At 54.4% G+C, this 15596-nt stretch carries 14 protein-coding genes; 3 read left to right on the top strand and 11 right to left on the bottom strand.

The annotated features are described in order from the left end of the window. The first annotated feature begins 57 nt into the window (after positions 1 to 57). Positions 58 to 636: a GDP-mannose pyrophosphatase NudK gene (gene nudK / locus A6A26_RS20800; RefSeq protein ID WP_063880511.1), complete on the top strand. Its 579-nt coding sequence runs from the start codon at positions 58 to 60 to the stop codon at positions 634 to 636. A gap of 44 nt (positions 637 to 680) precedes the next feature. Here nudK and A6A26_RS20795 read toward each other — a convergent pair whose 3' ends face one another. From A6A26_RS20795 to A6A26_RS20760, 8 genes are read right to left on the bottom strand one after another with little or no spacing between them, the layout of a single operon-like run. After that, on the bottom strand, positions 681 to 1640 hold the full coding sequence (locus A6A26_RS20795; RefSeq protein WP_063880510.1) for a ribokinase: 960 nt from the start codon (positions 1638 to 1640) through the stop codon (positions 681 to 683). Beyond that, positions 1637 to 2533, bottom strand: coding sequence for an allose kinase (gene alsK, locus A6A26_RS20790; RefSeq protein ID WP_063880509.1), 897 nt, complete (start codon positions 2531 to 2533; stop codon positions 1637 to 1639). The genes A6A26_RS20795 and alsK overlap by 4 nt, the downstream gene beginning before the upstream one ends. Continuing rightward, positions 2530 to 3222, bottom strand: coding sequence for a D-allulose 6-phosphate 3-epimerase (gene alsE / locus A6A26_RS20785; RefSeq protein ID WP_063880508.1), 693 nt, complete (start codon positions 3220 to 3222; stop codon positions 2530 to 2532). Before alsE ends, alsK begins: the two co-directional genes overlap by 4 nt. Then, complete coding sequence (locus tag A6A26_RS20780; protein ID WP_063880507.1) at positions 3222 to 4274, bottom strand: ABC transporter permease; 1053 nt, start codon at positions 4272 to 4274, stop codon at positions 3222 to 3224. Before A6A26_RS20780 ends, alsE begins: the two co-directional genes overlap by 1 nt. A gap of 13 nt (positions 4275 to 4287) precedes the next feature. Continuing rightward, positions 4288 to 5277: an ABC transporter permease gene (locus A6A26_RS20775; protein WP_063880506.1), complete on the bottom strand. Its 990-nt coding sequence runs from the start codon at positions 5275 to 5277 to the stop codon at positions 4288 to 4290. Next, on the bottom strand, positions 5270 to 6775 hold the full coding sequence (locus tag A6A26_RS20770; protein WP_063880505.1) for a sugar ABC transporter ATP-binding protein: 1506 nt from the start codon (positions 6773 to 6775) through the stop codon (positions 5270 to 5272). Before A6A26_RS20770 ends, A6A26_RS20775 begins: the two co-directional genes overlap by 8 nt. A gap of 2 nt (positions 6776 to 6777) precedes the next feature. Further along, positions 6778 to 7758 (bottom strand): substrate-binding domain-containing protein, encoded by a 981-nt coding sequence (locus A6A26_RS20765; protein WP_063880504.1) that lies wholly within the window; start codon positions 7756 to 7758, stop codon positions 6778 to 6780. Between the two features lie 11 nt (positions 7759 to 7769). Further along, a complete protein-coding gene (locus A6A26_RS20760) occupies positions 7770 to 8600 on the bottom strand; it encodes a DeoR/GlpR family DNA-binding transcription regulator (protein WP_063880503.1) in 831 nt (276 codons plus the stop codon). Between the two features lie 489 nt (positions 8601 to 9089). On the opposite strand from A6A26_RS20760, the gene A6A26_RS20755 reads away from it, so the two are divergent. Then, positions 9090 to 10157: a DUF1176 domain-containing protein gene (locus A6A26_RS20755; RefSeq protein WP_063880502.1), complete on the top strand. Its 1068-nt coding sequence runs from the start codon at positions 9090 to 9092 to the stop codon at positions 10155 to 10157. Here A6A26_RS20755 and ampH read toward each other — a convergent pair. The 3 genes from ampH to A6A26_RS20740 all read right to left on the bottom strand — a co-directional run bounded on the left by ampH (position 10154) and on the right by A6A26_RS20740 (position 13856). After that, positions 10154 to 11317, bottom strand: coding sequence for a D-alanyl-D-alanine-carboxypeptidase/endopeptidase AmpH (gene ampH, locus A6A26_RS20750; protein WP_172823932.1), 1164 nt, complete (start codon positions 11315 to 11317; stop codon positions 10154 to 10156). The genes A6A26_RS20755 and ampH overlap by 4 nt on opposite strands. Positions 11318 to 11542: 225 nt before the next feature. After that, a complete protein-coding gene (locus A6A26_RS20745) occupies positions 11543 to 12229 on the bottom strand; it encodes a response regulator (RefSeq protein ID WP_063880500.1) in 687 nt (228 codons plus the stop codon). Further along, positions 12219 to 13856 (bottom strand): ATP-binding protein, encoded by a 1638-nt coding sequence (locus tag A6A26_RS20740; RefSeq protein ID WP_063880499.1) that lies wholly within the window; start codon positions 13854 to 13856, stop codon positions 12219 to 12221. The genes A6A26_RS20745 and A6A26_RS20740 overlap by 11 nt, the downstream gene beginning before the upstream one ends. 313 nt (positions 13857 to 14169) lie before the next feature. Between A6A26_RS20740 and A6A26_RS20730 the strand changes: the two genes are divergently transcribed. After that, the gene (locus A6A26_RS20730) at positions 14170 to 15531 is read left to right on the top strand and encodes a 2-hydroxycarboxylate transporter family protein (RefSeq protein ID WP_063880495.1); all 1362 of its coding nucleotides are present in this window, start codon (positions 14170 to 14172) and stop codon (positions 15529 to 15531) included. The last annotated feature ends 65 nt before the right edge of the window (positions 15532 to 15596 follow it).

Raw genomic sequence — 15596 nt, 5'->3', positions numbered from 1 at the left:
TTCTTAGGCTGCACGTCCTATTATCTCTGGCTCCCTTCATATGGCTGCGGAGCGTCCATGTCGTTCAAGATCAACATCATCAAAGATAAGCTGCTGTCAGAGAACTGGTTTGTTCTGCGTAATATCACCTATGAGATTACCGACAACCAGGGCGAAATCGTGCGTCACAAACGCGAAGTTTACGATCGCGGCAATGGTGCCACCATCCTGCTGTATAACCGTGAAAAAAACAGTGTGGTGCTGACGCGCCAGTTCCGCATCGCCACCTATGTTAACGGTAATCAGGACGGTATGTTGATTGAGGCCTGCGCGGGCTTACTGGATGATGATTCCCCTGAAGATTGCATTCGCAAAGAGGCCATCGAAGAGACCGGTTATGCCGTGGGAGAGGTGGAAAAACTCTACGCGGTTTACATGTCGCCGGGTGGCGTGACCGAGCTGGTGCATTTCTTTGCGGCTGAATATCACGAGTCGCTGCGTGAGAATGCGGGCGGCGGTGTCGACGATGAAGCGATCGACGTGCTGGAAATGGCTTTTCCTGATGCCATGCAGTGGGTGAAAGAAGGGCGGATTCGCGACGGCAAAACCATTATGTTGTTGCAGCATGCGCTTATCGCGGGCTGGCTGACGCTCTGATGATGTGCAGAGCAGATGTGCCTGGCGGCACATCTGCTGCCGGGTTACGCGCAGGCCATGACGTTCCCGGCCACGCATTCGGGATGCGCCTGCAGGCGCGCCAGTGCATCGGCGTAGGAGGGCATAGCGTGGGCGGCGCCGGGTTGTTCGACACACAGAGAGGCAAACGCCGCCGCAAAGAGCGCGGCCTGCTCCAGAGAAACCCCTGCGGCCAACCGGGCAGCCAGCGCACCGTTAAAGGCATCGCCCGCGCCAGTTGTATCCAGTGGTGTGGCGGGAAAAACAGGAATGTGAAGCAGCTGTTGCCCGTCAGACAGTAAGGCACCGGCTGTGCCAAGGGTAATAATCACCTGACGTGCGCCTTTACGGTGAAGCGCCTCGGCGGCCTGCCGGGCACTGGCCATGTCCGTGACCTTCACGCCCGTCAGCAGCATGGCTTCGGTGCTGTTTGGCGTCAGCAGATCGACCTTCGCCAGCAGGGCATCACTGATTTTTTGAAACGGGGCCGGATTGAGGATCACAAAGGTATTTGCTGCGCGTGCGTGATCAATCATGCGCTGAATGGCGCTCAGATTATTTTCCAACTGCACCAGCATAATGTCCGCCGCCGCAACGGTCGGTTTACAGCGCGTAACCTCTGCGGCTGTCACGGTGAGATTGGCACCCGGATAGACGGAAATCATGTTCTCGGCGTCATTACCGGCTACGTAAATCAACGCATTTCCGGTGGGTTTGTCTTTGCAGGTGAACAGCGTAATCGCATCAAAACCGGTTTTTTCCAGATGTCGCCGGGCAAAGAGACCAAAGTCGTCGTGTCCTACTTTGCCAATATAGTGCACCCGGGCACCGGCGCGCAGCGCGGCGGTGGCCTGATTAGCCCCTTTGCCTCCTGGCCCCATCATGCTGTGCTGTGCAATTAAGGATTCGCCCGGTAACGGAAAGCGCGTCATGCCTGCCACGATATCCAGGTTGAAGGAGCCAAACACACACACTTTGCCTTTCATTTTTCCCCTCCAAAATAGCGCTCAGCGGCCAGACAGGCACCGCGACAGCCGGTGTGATCGGTCGCGTGACTGAAGACGATTTTCAAACCCTGGCGCGTCACGGGTGGACGCAGGTATTGCTGTATGGCACTGCGCAGCCGCGCCAGCGGAAAATCAGCCATCGCCAGCACGCCACCGCCCAGAATCAGGTATTCGGGATCGAGAATATTCATTTCGCTGGCGATCAGCTGGGCCAGGCGCTCGACGAACGCCAGCAGATCGGGGTGATCGCCGTGCAGGGTAAAGAGCTGCGAAATGGCGGTATCGGGCTGCTGTGATGCTGCCCAGCCGCTCAGCCAGTGACCGGATATCAGGGTTTCGGCGCAACCCCGGTTTCCGCACGGGCAGGGCAGATCGTTGCCCGCCAGCGGAATATGGCCTAACTCGCCTGAACCCCCATGATGACCATGATAAAACCGGCCTTCCAGCCACAGGCTGTTCCCCAGACCTGTTCCGGGATACAAGCCCACGGCATTCGCGGGTAGCCTCTCAAGCTGCAGCAGATCCCATAACATCAGGTGGTTCACATCTTTATCCATCGCAACCGGCACGCCAAGCCGCGCACTGAGTTGCGCCACCACGGGTTGCTGATCCAGCGCCTGAATAAAGGGCAAAGAGATCACCTGCTGACGGTCACGGCTGAGAATACCGGGCAAGCCGAGCATCACGCCGTTTACCGGCTGTGTCTCCAGAGTTTCGCCGATCACATCGCCCAGCGCGGTCAGCGCATCCGGTTGTTGTGACCAGCTGGCGGTCGGCACTTTACGAAAGCCACACCAGTTCCGGCCTTCTTCCATCAACTGCAGGCGCGTACTGGTACCGCCAATGTCAATGCCAAGCCAGCGTCGTTTCATGCCGACTCCTGCACCAGTTCCTGCGCCGCATCAATACTGCTGCGCATCATCGTCCAGGCGGTGGTGAGATCCTCATGTATATTGAACAGACCCGAGGTGCCCACAATCAGCACTTCCGCCCCGGCCTCCAGCAGGGTGCGGTAAGTGCGCTGATTACAGGAACCATCAATCTCAATCAGATAACGGTACCCGTGAGCCTGTTTTAACGCCTTGAGTGTCTGAATCTTCTCGACCATTTCCGGAATAAACGGCTGCCCGGCATAACCCGGGTCCACCGTCATCACCGTGATCTTCTCCAGCAGATGAATATAGTGGTGAATAAAGGACACCGGCGTGGCAGGGTTTAATACCACGCCCGGTTTTTTCCCCAGGCTGCGGATCTGGTTGATGACCCGGAAGGCATCACGGTTGATCGTCTCTGCGTGCGGGCAAATAAAGTCAGCCCCCGCTTTGGCCACCGCTTCAATAAAATCAGTAGGCTGCTCAACCATCAAATGCACATCGATAGCCACCGGCGTATGCGGACGGATTTGCTCGATAAAGAACGGCGAGAGGGTGATATTTTTAACGTAGTGACCGTCCATGATATCGACATGCAGGAAGTCGGCGCGGGAGTTCAGCACAGCCAACTGCTGTTTGATCTCCATCAGGTTCATACACATCAATGATGGGGAGATTTGAATACGCATCATACTTCCTTTTTCTCAGTCAGAGGATTCAGTGCCGCGCTCAGGCGCTTGCTGCGCTTCACGTCACGGCGTGCATTCAGTCGGGCTTTGCCCTGTTTCACGGCGAGCACCACAATCAGTACCGCGCCCCACATCGCCAGGCTCACGTGCTGGCTGATATTCATCAGGTTGAAGCCGGTGGAGAGGATCTGCAGTGCAATCAGCGCCAGAACGACACCGGTAACGCGGCCAAAGCCGCCGTTGGGATCGGTGCCGCCAAGAATAATGGCCAGCACGGTCAGTAGCAGATAGGCATCGCCATAACCCATGCGCGCGGAGTTAAAGCGCGCCATCATTACCAGCCCCGCCAGCACACACAGCAGGCTGGAGATGACATAGACAAGGATGATCATGCGGTGTGTGTTGATACCGCTAAACCAGGTGGCATTGATGTTACTGCCGCCCATATAGATGCATTTACCGGCGCGGGTTTTTCCCAGGAACAGCGCCAGTAGGGCGGCGGCCAGTAAAAATACCCACAGCGGCAGCGGAACACCCAGCAACGTATCGGAGCCCAGGGCGCGCACGACCGGCGGCATGCCGCTCACCGCCGCCCCTTTTGTCAGCCAGATGCCGATGCCGTTGAGCGTGATCATGGTCGCGAGCGTCACCAGAATAGGATGCGCGCCGATGCGCGTGACCATCACGCCGGTAATCAGACCGATGAGTGCCGCAATGACCATCGCGCCCAGCATCGCCAGCAGTAACCAGCCCACTTGCTGGCCGGTTCCCGCGCCGTCCGGCAACATGCTCAGTAGCACCCAGGCGATGAATAAGCTGGTCAGGTTGGCGGTCGTAATAATGGCCAGGTTTAATCCCCCGCTCAGAATGGCAATAAACATCGCCAGAGTAAGCAAGCCCAGCTCAGGCAGTTGAAAGGCCATGCTGAGAAAGGTGGAATCGGTAAAGAAACGACCGGGCAACAGGATGCTGAACAGCGCCAGTGCAAACGCGATGAGCAGCAGCAGGCCGGTATTGGTGCCGTCAGGTTTTAACGCCAATAAAGGTTTCATAGGGGTTCTCCCATCAGACAAAGCTGACGTCAGTCTCTTTGCGTTTTTTATAGTGAGTAACGGCGATGGCGATCATGATGACCCCGCCGACCACGATGTTCATGAAGTAGTTGGAGACACCAAGCAGGTTGAGACCGTTCTTCAAAATGGCGATCAGGAAAACCCCCATTAAGGTGCCGCTGACCGTGCCTTTTCCCCCCATCAGGCTGGCACCACCCAGCACGGTGGCAGCCAGCACATCCAGTTCACCGCCCACCAGCGCGTTCGGCACCACTTCACCCATGCGGTAAACCTGTACCAACCCGCCAATCGCTGCCATCGCACCCAACCAGCCATAGGCAAACAGGTGGATCAGGCCGACGCGAATCCCGATGCGCCGAGCCGACTCTGCGTCACCGCCAACGGCATAAAGCTGGCGGCCTAAGTGGGTTTTGTTGAGTAACACGGCGGTCAGGGTGGCGATGATCAGCAGGATGAGCAGCGGCAGGCCAAGCTGAAACGTCTGGCCTTGCCACGTAAACGGCAGCACGTTGCGTAAGGTGATCCACCAGTCGGGTAACTGATAGAGGCTGCGTCCGCCGGTTAACCACATCAGCAGGCCAAACAACAGCGACTGCATACTGATGGTGATAATGATGGAAACGACCCGCAGCCAGGTGATGAGCCAGGCATTGATCACCCCGAACAGGGTGCCGCAGGCAATGGCCAGGATAATGCTCAGCAGTGCGTTATCAAACTGATAGTGCACAAACAGGGCGGCGATAAAGTACTGCACCACCGAGGCGACGGCAGCAAAGGAGATATCGATGCCGCCGGTGACCAGCACCACAAACAGCCCCAGCGCAAAGATGCCGGTTACCGCATAGCTTTCGGCTAAATCCAGCAGGTTTTGCACGCTGAGGAACTGGTCGCTGGTCAGTGAGAAAACCACAATAAACAGCAGTAAAACCCAGGTCAGCCAGCCCTGACTGGAGTGAGGACGTAAGCGGGATAAGTCAGGCATTGATCACCTCTGCAAGTTGCTGTTGCTCAACGCTGTCGGGCTGGTATTCGGCATGGATCGTGCCGTCGCGGAAATGCAAAATGCGGTCACAGTTGTGCCAGACCTCAGGGACCTCGTCGGAAATCAACATAATCGACAAGCCTTCACGCGCCAGCTCGTGGATCAACTGGTAAATACTGGCTTTCGCCCCGACATCCACACCGACAGTGGGCGAATCAAGAATTAACAGACGAGGCTGAGTGAGCACCCACTTGGCTAAAACGATCTTTTGCTGATTGCCGCCGGAAAGCGTGGCGATCGCCTGCTCGGGGTCGGCAACCCGGACGCCCAGCTGCTGAATCCACTGCAGGATCAGCCTGTTCTTGCGGTATTCATCAATCAGGTGAAAGCGGTTTTGCAGTTTGTCGAGAATGGGTAAAACCATGTTATCGGCCACCGACTGTTGCTGAACCAGCCCCAGCGTCAGGCGGTCCTCTGACACATAGCCAATACCGGCTTTGATCGCGTCTTCATGGCTGCGAAAGCGCACCGGTTTCGTGTCCAGCCAGATCTTGCCGCTGTCAGGCCGGGTCATACCAAACAGCGACAGGGCCAGCTCGGTACGGCCTGAACCCAGCAGGCCACAGAGCCCCAGCACTTCGCCTTCATACAAACGAAAATTCACGTCGTGGTACTGTCCGTTACGGCTGAGATCCTCCACCTCCAGCAGCACCCGATCGCGCTTGCGCGTTGGATTTTTTAACGGATATTCCAGCTTCTGTCCGGTCATCAGCTCCGTCAGGCGGTGCGGCGTCATCTCCTGCGCTGGAAAGCTGCCAATCTTGCGACCATCGCGAATGACCGTGACCCGATCCGAGATCTCCAGCACTTCATCCAGACGATGGCTGACAAACACCACACAGATGTTTTTCTGCTTGAGATAGCGCACCGTGCGCAACAGCTGATTCACTTCCGTGCGGGTAAGTGAGGCGGTGGGTTCATCCATGATCACCAGCCGGGCATCGGCAACCAGGGCACGACAGATAGCTACCTGTTGCCGCTGGGCGATAGAGAGATGCGCCACTTTTTCGTTAAGATCGAGCGTGAATTGCAGCTCCTCGACAACGCGCCGGGCGCTGTCAAACAGCGTTTTACGCTGGTGCCAGCCGAACAGGCCACGCAGGTTGTGTTCAAACGCGATATTTTCAGCCACGCTCAGGTTGGGGAACAGGGACAGGTCCTGATAGATCACCTGTATGCCAAAGTCTCTGGCCTGCTGTGTCGAGAGGCGAGGCACAATTTCCCCGTCGCCCAGGCGGATCTCGCTGCCGCTGTCCGGCGCATGTACGCCGGACATCACCTTGATCAGCGTGCTTTTGCCACAGCCATTCGTCCCGGCAAGGCAGTGCACTTCACCGGCCAGCAGCGTCAGCGACATATCGCTCAGTGCGCGATGACCGCCAAAGGTTTTCGACAACCTGTTCAGGGTGACGAGCGTTTGTGGTGCGACAGGTTCCATCACTACAGCCCCAGCTTAATCAGTTTCGGCAGGTTGGCTTTATCCAGGCTTTCGGTGTTGTTGCCCAGAATGGTGTGCGTGGTTTCATCCACCCGCACCTTGCCTAATCCTTCAATGGTCATGCCATCTTTAATTGGCGTGTTCTTCTCCATCATCTCGGCAAGACGGACAAACACTTCTCCGGCGGTATGCGGATTCCAGATATAACCACCTTTAATGGCACCCCGGTTGACGAGCTGCGCGCCCTGGCCCGGACTGAATGAGCCAATGACGCAGACCTGGTTACTCTTGTTGCGGTTCATCACCGCCCGGCCTGCGCCGATAGGGCCCTGAGAACCAAAGGCCAGAATCCCTTTGAGATCCGGATACCTGGACATCAGCTCATTGGTTGTGCGGATGGAATCATCCAGCGATTCCCCCACGCCAAATTTGTCAGTGACTAATTGCATTTTTGGGTAATGCTGCTTTTGATATTCCAGCGCGGCGTCGGTCCACTGCTGGTGGAGCGGCACCGTCAGGCTGCCAACGTACATCGCGTATTGGCCTTCATCGTGCATACAGGCTGCCAGCGCTTTCATATGGTTGATGCCATGGGTAGTTGCATCCACCAACTCAAAGTCCCAGTTGGCAAACTTCTGGCCCGGCGACTCGTGGGTAATCACTTTGATGCCCGCATCACGGGCGCGCTGTAAAACGGGTTCCAGCACCTTGGGATCGTTCGGCACCACGCCAATGATGTCCACTTTCTGCGCAATCAAATCCTCAATGGCCCGCACCTGTAAGGCGGGGTCGGCTGCGGTGGGCCCGACCATCCACGCATCGATCCCACTTTTCGCCGCTTCACTTTTTATCCCGGCCTCCATGGCGTTAAACCACGGAATGCCGCCAATTTTCACCACGATCCCCATACGTATTTTTTCTGCTGCCTGGGCCTGGAATGCAAATAACGCGATCAGGGTGCAGGCGATAAGCTGTTTTTTCATAGCGACTCCATTTAATTATTCATAAGCTGTACGGACTGAGGGCGTTGCGAACAGTCGATAATATTTACCCCGTTCCACGCCAGTTCCTGTTCCAGTTCTTTATCTTTTAATTGGTCAGTGATGAGAAAATCCACATCACGGTAATGGCAAACACGCGCGAATGAGGGCCGAAGAAACTTAGAGCTGTCCATTAATAAATGTTTTCGTTCTGCTGCCAGAATGAGCTGTTGTTTTAAATGTGCATTACGTTCATTCCCTTCGCGTAAATAACCGTCATTGCCCAGACTGCTACAGGAAAAAAAGATTTTATTTATTTGAAACTCTTTTAAGGGTTGTTCAGTCACGATGCCGTGAAAATCTTCATAGCGATCGGAATATTCTCCGCCCAGGCAAATCGTGCGAATACTGCTGCGCGCCGCCAGCGTCTGCACAATGCGCAGAGAATTGGTTAATACCGTTAATTCTATATCGGGTAACTGTCGGGCCAGATAAAAACAGGTGGTACTGCTGTCGAGTAATACACAGTCACCCACGCTAATAAATCCCAGTGCCCGTTTAGCAATGGCCATTTTGGCATCGACATGTTCATTAATTCGCTGGCGAAAAGATAATTCATATTCATTAATGCCACGATTATTTATTTGTATGGCCGCATTATATTGTTTAACCGGGACTGCACCGCCATGACTTCGCTGTAATATGCCTTTCTTTTCCAGTTGCGCTAAGTCCCGACGAATCGTTTCCTGCGAAACCTGACACAATGCGGTAAGTTCCGCGACAATGACACGTCCATTACGCATTAATTCATCAATAATTCTCTGCTGGCGTTCAATCGGCAACATGCTGGCCTCCGAGGGTTATAAAGTACTGGAAGGCGCGCGGCAAAAATGTGGCCTGAGCGTGGGTACGCAGGACGCTATTTTCACGGCGCACATAAAGAGATATTTGTTGGGTTTTTATGAAACGGGATGTAATCTTTATTATTAAAAAGTGATGCTGATCACCTTTAAAGGGCTTTTTAACCTGAGAAGAATCTGTTGATAACCTTTTATGTTTAATCTTGTGACGACTATATCATGCCTGTTTTTGACCGTTTATGTGTATTTGACCGATTGCGCTGGCGGGAATGTCCGACGAATCCGATTGAGCGGCGCGGGGTGAATCAGCATGATAAATATTCTGCAGACTTTATTGCACTTCTCTTGTCATAAAGCGGATGTTTTTTAGACGGTTAGCTGCGCTTGCTGAGCACTTCACAGAATGCGGCCTTCGTGACGTGCGCGATTGCGCTATCATCTTCCACTCAAAGAAGTTGGGGCTGGTTTTTCTTAATGTGGTATGGGATGAAATCGCTGTTTGCGTTGCCTTTTTTTATGGTTGCAGCTGTTCAGGCTGAGCCGGTACAGAAGCTGTTTTCTGACTGGCAATTAACCTGCAATAATGCAGCGCATTGCGTTGCGCGAAGCATACCTGGCGACAAAGGCCTGGTGATGACCCTTTCCCGCCACGCGGGAACGGATGACCAGCCTTTACTGCGCATCGATTACGGCAGCGCCTACAGCGGAGCGCTTCCCGGCCCGGCACTAAAAGATAATCTGTTAGTCGATCAACGCCGACTCCGGCCCGATTTCAAGCACTGGACGGTCGAACCGCACCATCTTGCCACCAGTAATCCCATCGCTATTAATGAGTTCCTTGAACTGACCATGGATGCCAAAAGCCTGCAGCTGACGTTCAATGCCGGTCCGCAGATTTCGTTGCGCGGTATGAAGGCGGCGCTGTTATATATGGATGACGTGCAGGGACGGGTTAATGACATCAGTGCCTGGGTCAGGCGCGGGGAACGAAACAGCGTGCCGGCCGCCCCTGCGGTGCCACAGCTGCAGCCTGCCGTGGCTGCGCCTGCGCCACTGACGCGTGAAGAGACCAGTGGCCTTATCGATTACGGCACCTGGCGCGTGAATTCGGACAGCTGTTCGCTCGATCCGCTGCGCCGGGAAGTGAGCGTATCTCCCCTGACCGATAAAAAAGCGCTGCTGCTGGTGAGCTGTGAGATGGGCGCGTACAACGTTATCGATCTGGCCTTTGAAGTGACGCGTGCGCCGCCCTACGTGGCGCGCGGTCTGACCCTGACTCTGCCTTTTACGCCGCCGGGTGACACAGATCGCCAGCTTGAGCTGATTAATGCGGATTATGATGCGGCAACCGGGCAGCTCTATACCTTTGGCAAGGGACGTGGATTGGGCGACTGCGGCACGGCCACCCGTTGGCAGTTTGATGGCGAGCGCTTTGTTTTAGCCGAATACGCGCAGGAGTCGACCTGCGATGCCTGGCACAGCAGTGACGACTGGCCCACGCTCTGGGTGAGCCAGTCAGTCACGGCGGATAGCCGCGGTTAAGGAATCGCCTGCACCATCATTGGTGAGCCGTTCTGATTGCCCACCAGCTCCGCGAGCAGGTTGTTGACGCCGTCGCTCATCGGGGTAAAACGCGTCAGTGGCGAACGAGTGACGACCACGAAAACCCCAACGTTTTGCTGCGGAATCATCGCGATATAGGTGATAAAACCACCGCCACCACCGGTTTTCTGGATAATGCCAGGACGACCGTTTGCCGGGCCCATATAAACCCATCCCATGCCCAGCGCGTCGGCTTTGCCCGGCACATCCATGCCATCGACTTTATGTAGCTGGTCGCGACGGTAGATCAAGGTCTGCAGGCGGTCGATTTGCGGCGTACGATGATTCACCGATGAGTTCAGGAACTGCTGCATCCAGCGCCCCATATCATCAGGTGTCGAATAGACGCCGCCGCTGCCAATCGCTGCCAGTGTGTTGTTACAGGGGCTGGCCCCTTTTTCCGCGACCATCAGACGGGCGCACTGTTCAGGTGACGGCGTAAAGGTGGTGTCTTTCATGCCCAGCGGGCGGGTAATCAACTGCTGTAGCAGTGCCGGATAAGGTTTACCTGCTGCACGTGACAGCGCATCACCGAGCAGATCATAACCAAGGTTGGAATAGGCCGCGTTGGTGCCTGGCGCGGCTTTGAGGTTGGCCTTGTTTAACCAGCTCCAGCGTTCACTCTGCGTGGGCCACACGAACACCGGACGATGCGGTTTGCCGCCGGGCTGTTCACGCGGCAGGCCGCTGGTATGGGTCGACAGGTTAATCAAGCGAATGGGCTGACCGTCAAAACTGGGAACCCGTTTTCCGGGCGGTGCATATTTACTCAGGGGATCGTCAAGACGGATCTCACCGCGCTCGGCCATCTTCACCATCACTTCACTGGTCATCAGCTTGCTGAGTGAGGCGATGCGAATCAATGAATCTTTTTGCGGACGAATATTGCTGCCCGGCCGCGTATCACCAAAACTGGCGAAAACCCGCTGATTACCGTCTATCGCGACCAATGCCATACCGGTGGCACCGCTGGCATAGAAGATGTGCTCGGCATAGCGATCGACAATTTGCGATGCCAGCAACGGATCGGGCGCAACCTGCGCCATGCTTTTAAGGGGAAGCAAAGAAACCATTAAGGCCAGTAAATAAGGAGTGCGCATTTTCAACGGGGACGGCTTCGCTATAGAAATCGGGAGAAAGCCTATAGTAATGCGTTTGCGAATGACGGGAAGAGGGAAGGGCAGTTTTTTTTGTTTCGGATTACAGCACGCTGCCGGGCTGATAGCGCATCCTGGCCCAATGTGGCGATCACCTGTCGGACAGGTTTCCCTTGTGCCGTGATGCCTGGGCCGCTTAGCGCCGACAGCGTCAATCCCGGGATAACATCATACGCGTTTATACATTCGTCTGGGATGTCCTACCTTGCCATACAGCATTTCCACCGTCAGAAACCCTGTTTCAACGCAGTGCTCCAGATAGCGGCGGGCGGTCGTCTTACTCACTCCGGTCTCGGCCATCACATCATCCACCGAAAAAAGACGCGTCGTGGCTGCCGCAAAAAGCGTTTGTACCCGTGCTAAGGTATTTTCTTCAATGCCTTTGCTGCCGTTGTCGTGCGGATAGTTTTTTGCCTGTAACTGATACAGCACGTCCACATTCTTCTGATCGACGATTTTCCATGTGCGTTGCTGTTCCGCAAAGGCGATAAAATTGGCAAGCGAACGGTTAAGCCGCTTCCATGAGACTGGTTTAAGGACGTAATCAAAGGCCCCATTACGAATGGCCTGGCTACAGGTATCCATATCGCTGGCGGCCGTAATAAAAATAATGGAACAGTTAGCGTTTGCCAGGAGAGGATCGCCAATCAGCGTGATGCCTTTGCCATCCGGCAGATAATTGTCCAGCAGCACAAGCTGCGGCAATCTTGTTTCAAGCTGCTGCTTCGCCTCTGACAGCGAGTGCGCTATTCCAACCAGCCGCAGCTGAGGATGGTTGTTAATCAGTTCTGCATGAAGTTGAGCCAGTTCATGCTCATCCTCAACGATCAGGACATCAATAGGATCATGTTGCATTGCTGACCTTCTCCGTTTCCGTGGTGGGATACTGATTTATTTCCACACAGGGAATAAACAGCGAGAAAATAGCACCGCGCGGCAGGTTATCGCTCACCTCAATCGTTCCGCCGGTGCGGGCAATATAGCTTTCGATTAAATACAGCCCGATGCCGTGATCGCCTCGGGTTTTGGTCGTCACCCCGCGTTCGAACATATGCTCACGGATTTCAGGACGGATGCCCACACCGCGATCGGCGACTTCAATGATCAGTTCACGCGCGTTGAGCTTAATCAGCACTTCGACAGGATCGTGCGGCAGTGGCGCGCGTTGGGTGGCTTCAATGGCATTGTCCAGAAGATTGCCAGTCACCGAGATCAGTTCAGCATCCGTGAGCGGAAGAAAGGGGCGATCCATCAGACACGCGGGATCAAAGTGGATATCTACGCCTTTCTCGCGGGCACGTACCGCTTTGCCCAGCAGTAAACCGCAGAGCAAGGGCGACTGGAAGCGGGTGGAGACAAAGTCCAGCAGCTCCTGTTCGTGCTCTGACTGTGCCTCAATATAATCGATTGCCTCTTCAAAGCGGCCCATGTGCAACAGGCCAGAAAGGGTGTTCATGCGGTTAAGCTGTTCATGACGCATAATGCGCAGATTATCGACGTAACGTTTTACCTGGCTGAGTTGGGCGCTGAGTGAGTCGATATCATTGAGGTCGCGAAAGGATATCACCCATCCCATCAGGGACGATTCCAGCATGATACGGACCCGGCTGGCGATAACGGTCAGCGAATTGAAGCGGCTAATCTCATCATGGGTATCTTTTTCCAGCATGACCGGCTGCGACAAAAATGGAACGGGTGAGATCACCTGGCTGACAGATTGCCCACGCAGTTGTTCGGCGGACTGCGCCAGTCCAAGCAGTTTTCGCGCCGCCTGGTTGATCACTTCGATTCGCAGATGTTCATCAATGACGATAACCCCTTCATAGATGGACTCCATCATCGCTTTTTGCTGACGCACCATCAGGCCAATCTCACGCGGTTCCAGCGAGCAAATCTGCTTTTTAATATTGCAGGTAAAAAACCAGGAGAAGATGAACAGGGCAATAAGCAGCAGGGCAGCCACGATCAGAATATTGACCATATTGCTGAAGGTAATCGCCTCAAGATAGCGGGTGAGATAACCCACGGAGACAATGCCAATGACCTGGCCTTGAGCGTTAACAATCGGTGCTTTGCTTCGCAGCGAAATCCCCAGACCGCCAGTCCGGATGGTGGTGATACTTTGGCCCGAGAGTACCGCAGCGTTGTCCCCGCCGACTAACGGCTTGCCGACTTTATCTTCACTCACGGAATGAAAAAGATGCAGGCCCTGGTGGTCACCAATAACGATAAAACTGGCATCGCTCTTGCTGGCAATCGTCTGCATCAATGACTGAATGGCCTGAATGTTGTGGTCCGCTATCTCTTTTTTAAGGTCAGGTATCTGCGCAATCTCCTCGGCCTGAACTTTGGCACGCATGCTCATCGCCTGGTAGATCTGTTGGTTGATGCTGACGTAATAATAGCTACCCAGTAGCACGAACAGGGCAGACGTAAAAACAACGAGCGAAAGAAACAGCTTCGTTTGAAATGACAATTTCATGACGATTACACGTGCTTTGAATTAATAACATTACTGTATCATCTTTTTAACAATATGGGCCAACCCAGTATAACCGCATGATAAGCAGCATAAAAAAAACGCTGACTGTTTTTTGGGCCGCGTTGACGCCCCTTAACGTGGGAAAGCAGACGGAACCGCAATAAAAACCATAAAAACCACGGCGCGAACCAGGACGACGATCACTCAATTTAAAAAAGACCATTAAAACTTTATGCCAGACACCTTCCCCTTCACGTAATTCATCCTCTTTTAACGGCATCCTGAAAAAAATAATGATGCAAAGAGGATAATAATGAGCACACCTGATGATTCTTTCTTGTCTGAGAAACTGTCCAGTACATCGCGCCGTAAAACCCTGAAAGATCAGTGGTGGCATATTATGGATAACTGGAAAGTCGGGATTATTCCTCTGCCGCTCTTCGTACTGGCGGGCTTGCTTATCGCGGTAGACTGCCTGAGTGGGACGCTGAAAAGCGATATCGTGGTCATGGTCGCCACGCTGGCTTTTTTTGGTTTTGCCTGTGGGGAGTTTGGTAAACGTCTGCCCGTGGTCGGCAGGCTGGGGGCCGCCGCGATTTGCGCCACCTTTATCCCCTCTGCGTTGGTTTACTACGGTTTGCTTCCCGACATCGTGGTGACGTCCACGACGCAATTCTATAAATCGACCAATATTCTTTATCTCTACATCTGCTGCATTATCGTCGGCAGCATTATGAGCATGAACCGCACGGTGCTTATCCAGGGCTTTCTGCGCATCTTTTTCCCTATGTTGTGCGGAGAAGTGGTGGGCATGATTGTTGGCATGGGCGTCGGGCTGGCGCTGGGGTTGGAACCTTTCCAGATCTTCTTTTTTATTATTCTGCCGATTATGGCGGGTGGTGTCGGTGAAGGCGCGATTCCGCTCTCCATTGGCTATGCGGCGTTACTGCATATGGATCAGGGCGTCGCGCTGGGCCGTATTCTGCCCATGGTCATGTTGGGTGGCGTAACCGCCATTATTATCTCGGGCTGCCTGAACCAACTGGGGAAACGTTATCCGCACCTGACGGGGGAAGGCCAGTTGATGCCGAACATCGCCAATGTTGAACCTGAGCCGCTGCAATCCGTTTTTTCGGGGAAAGTTGACGTCACCGCGATTGCTTCCGGGGCGCTGCTTGCGGTGTTGCTGTATATGGTGGGCATGTTGGGTCAGAAATTTACCGGTCTGCCTGCGCCGGTTGGGATGCTGTTTCTGGCTGTGCTGGTGAAGCTGGTCAATGGCGTTTCTCCCCGTATTCTGGCGGGTTCTCAGGTCGTTTACCGGTTCTTTCGCACTGCTGTCACCTATCCGGTGCTGTTTGCCGTCGGTGTCGCCATTACGCCCTGGCATATTCTGGTCACCGCGTTTACGCTCACCAACCTGCTGGTGATTATCAGCACGGTCAGCGCGCTGGTCGCCACGGGCTTTTTCGTCGGCAAAAAGATTGGTATGCATCCGATTGATGTCGCGATTGTCTCCTGCTGCCAGAGTGGTCAGGGCGGCACCGGCGATGTGGCCATTCTGACGGCCGGTAATCGCATGGGCCTGATGCCGTTTGCGCAGATCGCCACGCGCATCGGCGGGGCCATTAACGTTTCGCTTTCGTTGTTATTGCTGAGCCATTTTTTGAAATAAACCTGTTCCATAAATAACGCCAGGTCAGGCTGCGTAAACGGCAGTCTGACCTGGCGTCCTGATAA

The sequence above is a fragment of the Pantoea sp. OXWO6B1 genome (assembly GCF_001641135.1).
Lineage (GTDB): Bacteria > Pseudomonadota > Gammaproteobacteria > Enterobacterales > Enterobacteriaceae > Pantoea > Pantoea allii.
The sequence above is the reverse complement of the archived record's forward strand: the minus strand, read 5'-3'. Positions and strand labels throughout refer to the sequence as shown.

Excerpts from the sequence above, each read along its gene's own strand:
- nudK (WP_063880511.1), top strand. The coding sequence starts at position 58 with ATGTCGTTCAAGATCAACATCATCAAAGATAAGCTGCTGTCAGAGAAC.
- A6A26_RS20795 (WP_063880510.1), bottom strand. The coding sequence starts at position 1,640 with ATGAAAGGCAAAGTGTGTGTGTTTGGCTCCTTCAACCTGGATATCGTG.
- alsK (WP_063880509.1), bottom strand. The coding sequence starts at position 2,533 with ATGAAACGACGCTGGCTTGGCATTGACATTGGCGGTACCAGTACGCGC.
- alsE (WP_063880508.1), bottom strand. The coding sequence starts at position 3,222 with ATGCGTATTCAAATCTCCCCATCATTGATGTGTATGAACCTGATGGAG.
- A6A26_RS20780 (WP_063880507.1), bottom strand. The coding sequence starts at position 4,274 with ATGAAACCTTTATTGGCGTTAAAACCTGACGGCACCAATACCGGCCTG.
- A6A26_RS20775 (WP_063880506.1), bottom strand. The coding sequence starts at position 5,277 with ATGCCTGACTTATCCCGCTTACGTCCTCACTCCAGTCAGGGCTGGCTG.
- A6A26_RS20770 (WP_063880505.1), bottom strand. The coding sequence starts at position 6,775 with ATGGAACCTGTCGCACCACAAACGCTCGTCACCCTGAACAGGTTGTCG.
- A6A26_RS20765 (WP_063880504.1), bottom strand. The coding sequence starts at position 7,758 with ATGAAAAAACAGCTTATCGCCTGCACCCTGATCGCGTTATTTGCATTC.
- A6A26_RS20760 (WP_063880503.1), bottom strand. The coding sequence starts at position 8,600 with ATGTTGCCGATTGAACGCCAGCAGAGAATTATTGATGAATTAATGCGT.
- A6A26_RS20755 (WP_063880502.1), top strand. The coding sequence starts at position 9,090 with ATGTGGTATGGGATGAAATCGCTGTTTGCGTTGCCTTTTTTTATGGTT.
- ampH (WP_172823932.1), bottom strand. The coding sequence starts at position 11,317 with ATGCGCACTCCTTATTTACTGGCCTTAATGGTTTCTTTGCTTCCCCTT.
- A6A26_RS20745 (WP_063880500.1), bottom strand. The coding sequence starts at position 12,229 with ATGCAACATGATCCTATTGATGTCCTGATCGTTGAGGATGAGCATGAA.
- A6A26_RS20740 (WP_063880499.1), bottom strand. The coding sequence starts at position 13,856 with ATGAAATTGTCATTTCAAACGAAGCTGTTTCTTTCGCTCGTTGTTTTT.
- A6A26_RS20730 (WP_063880495.1), top strand. The coding sequence starts at position 14,170 with ATGAGCACACCTGATGATTCTTTCTTGTCTGAGAAACTGTCCAGTACA.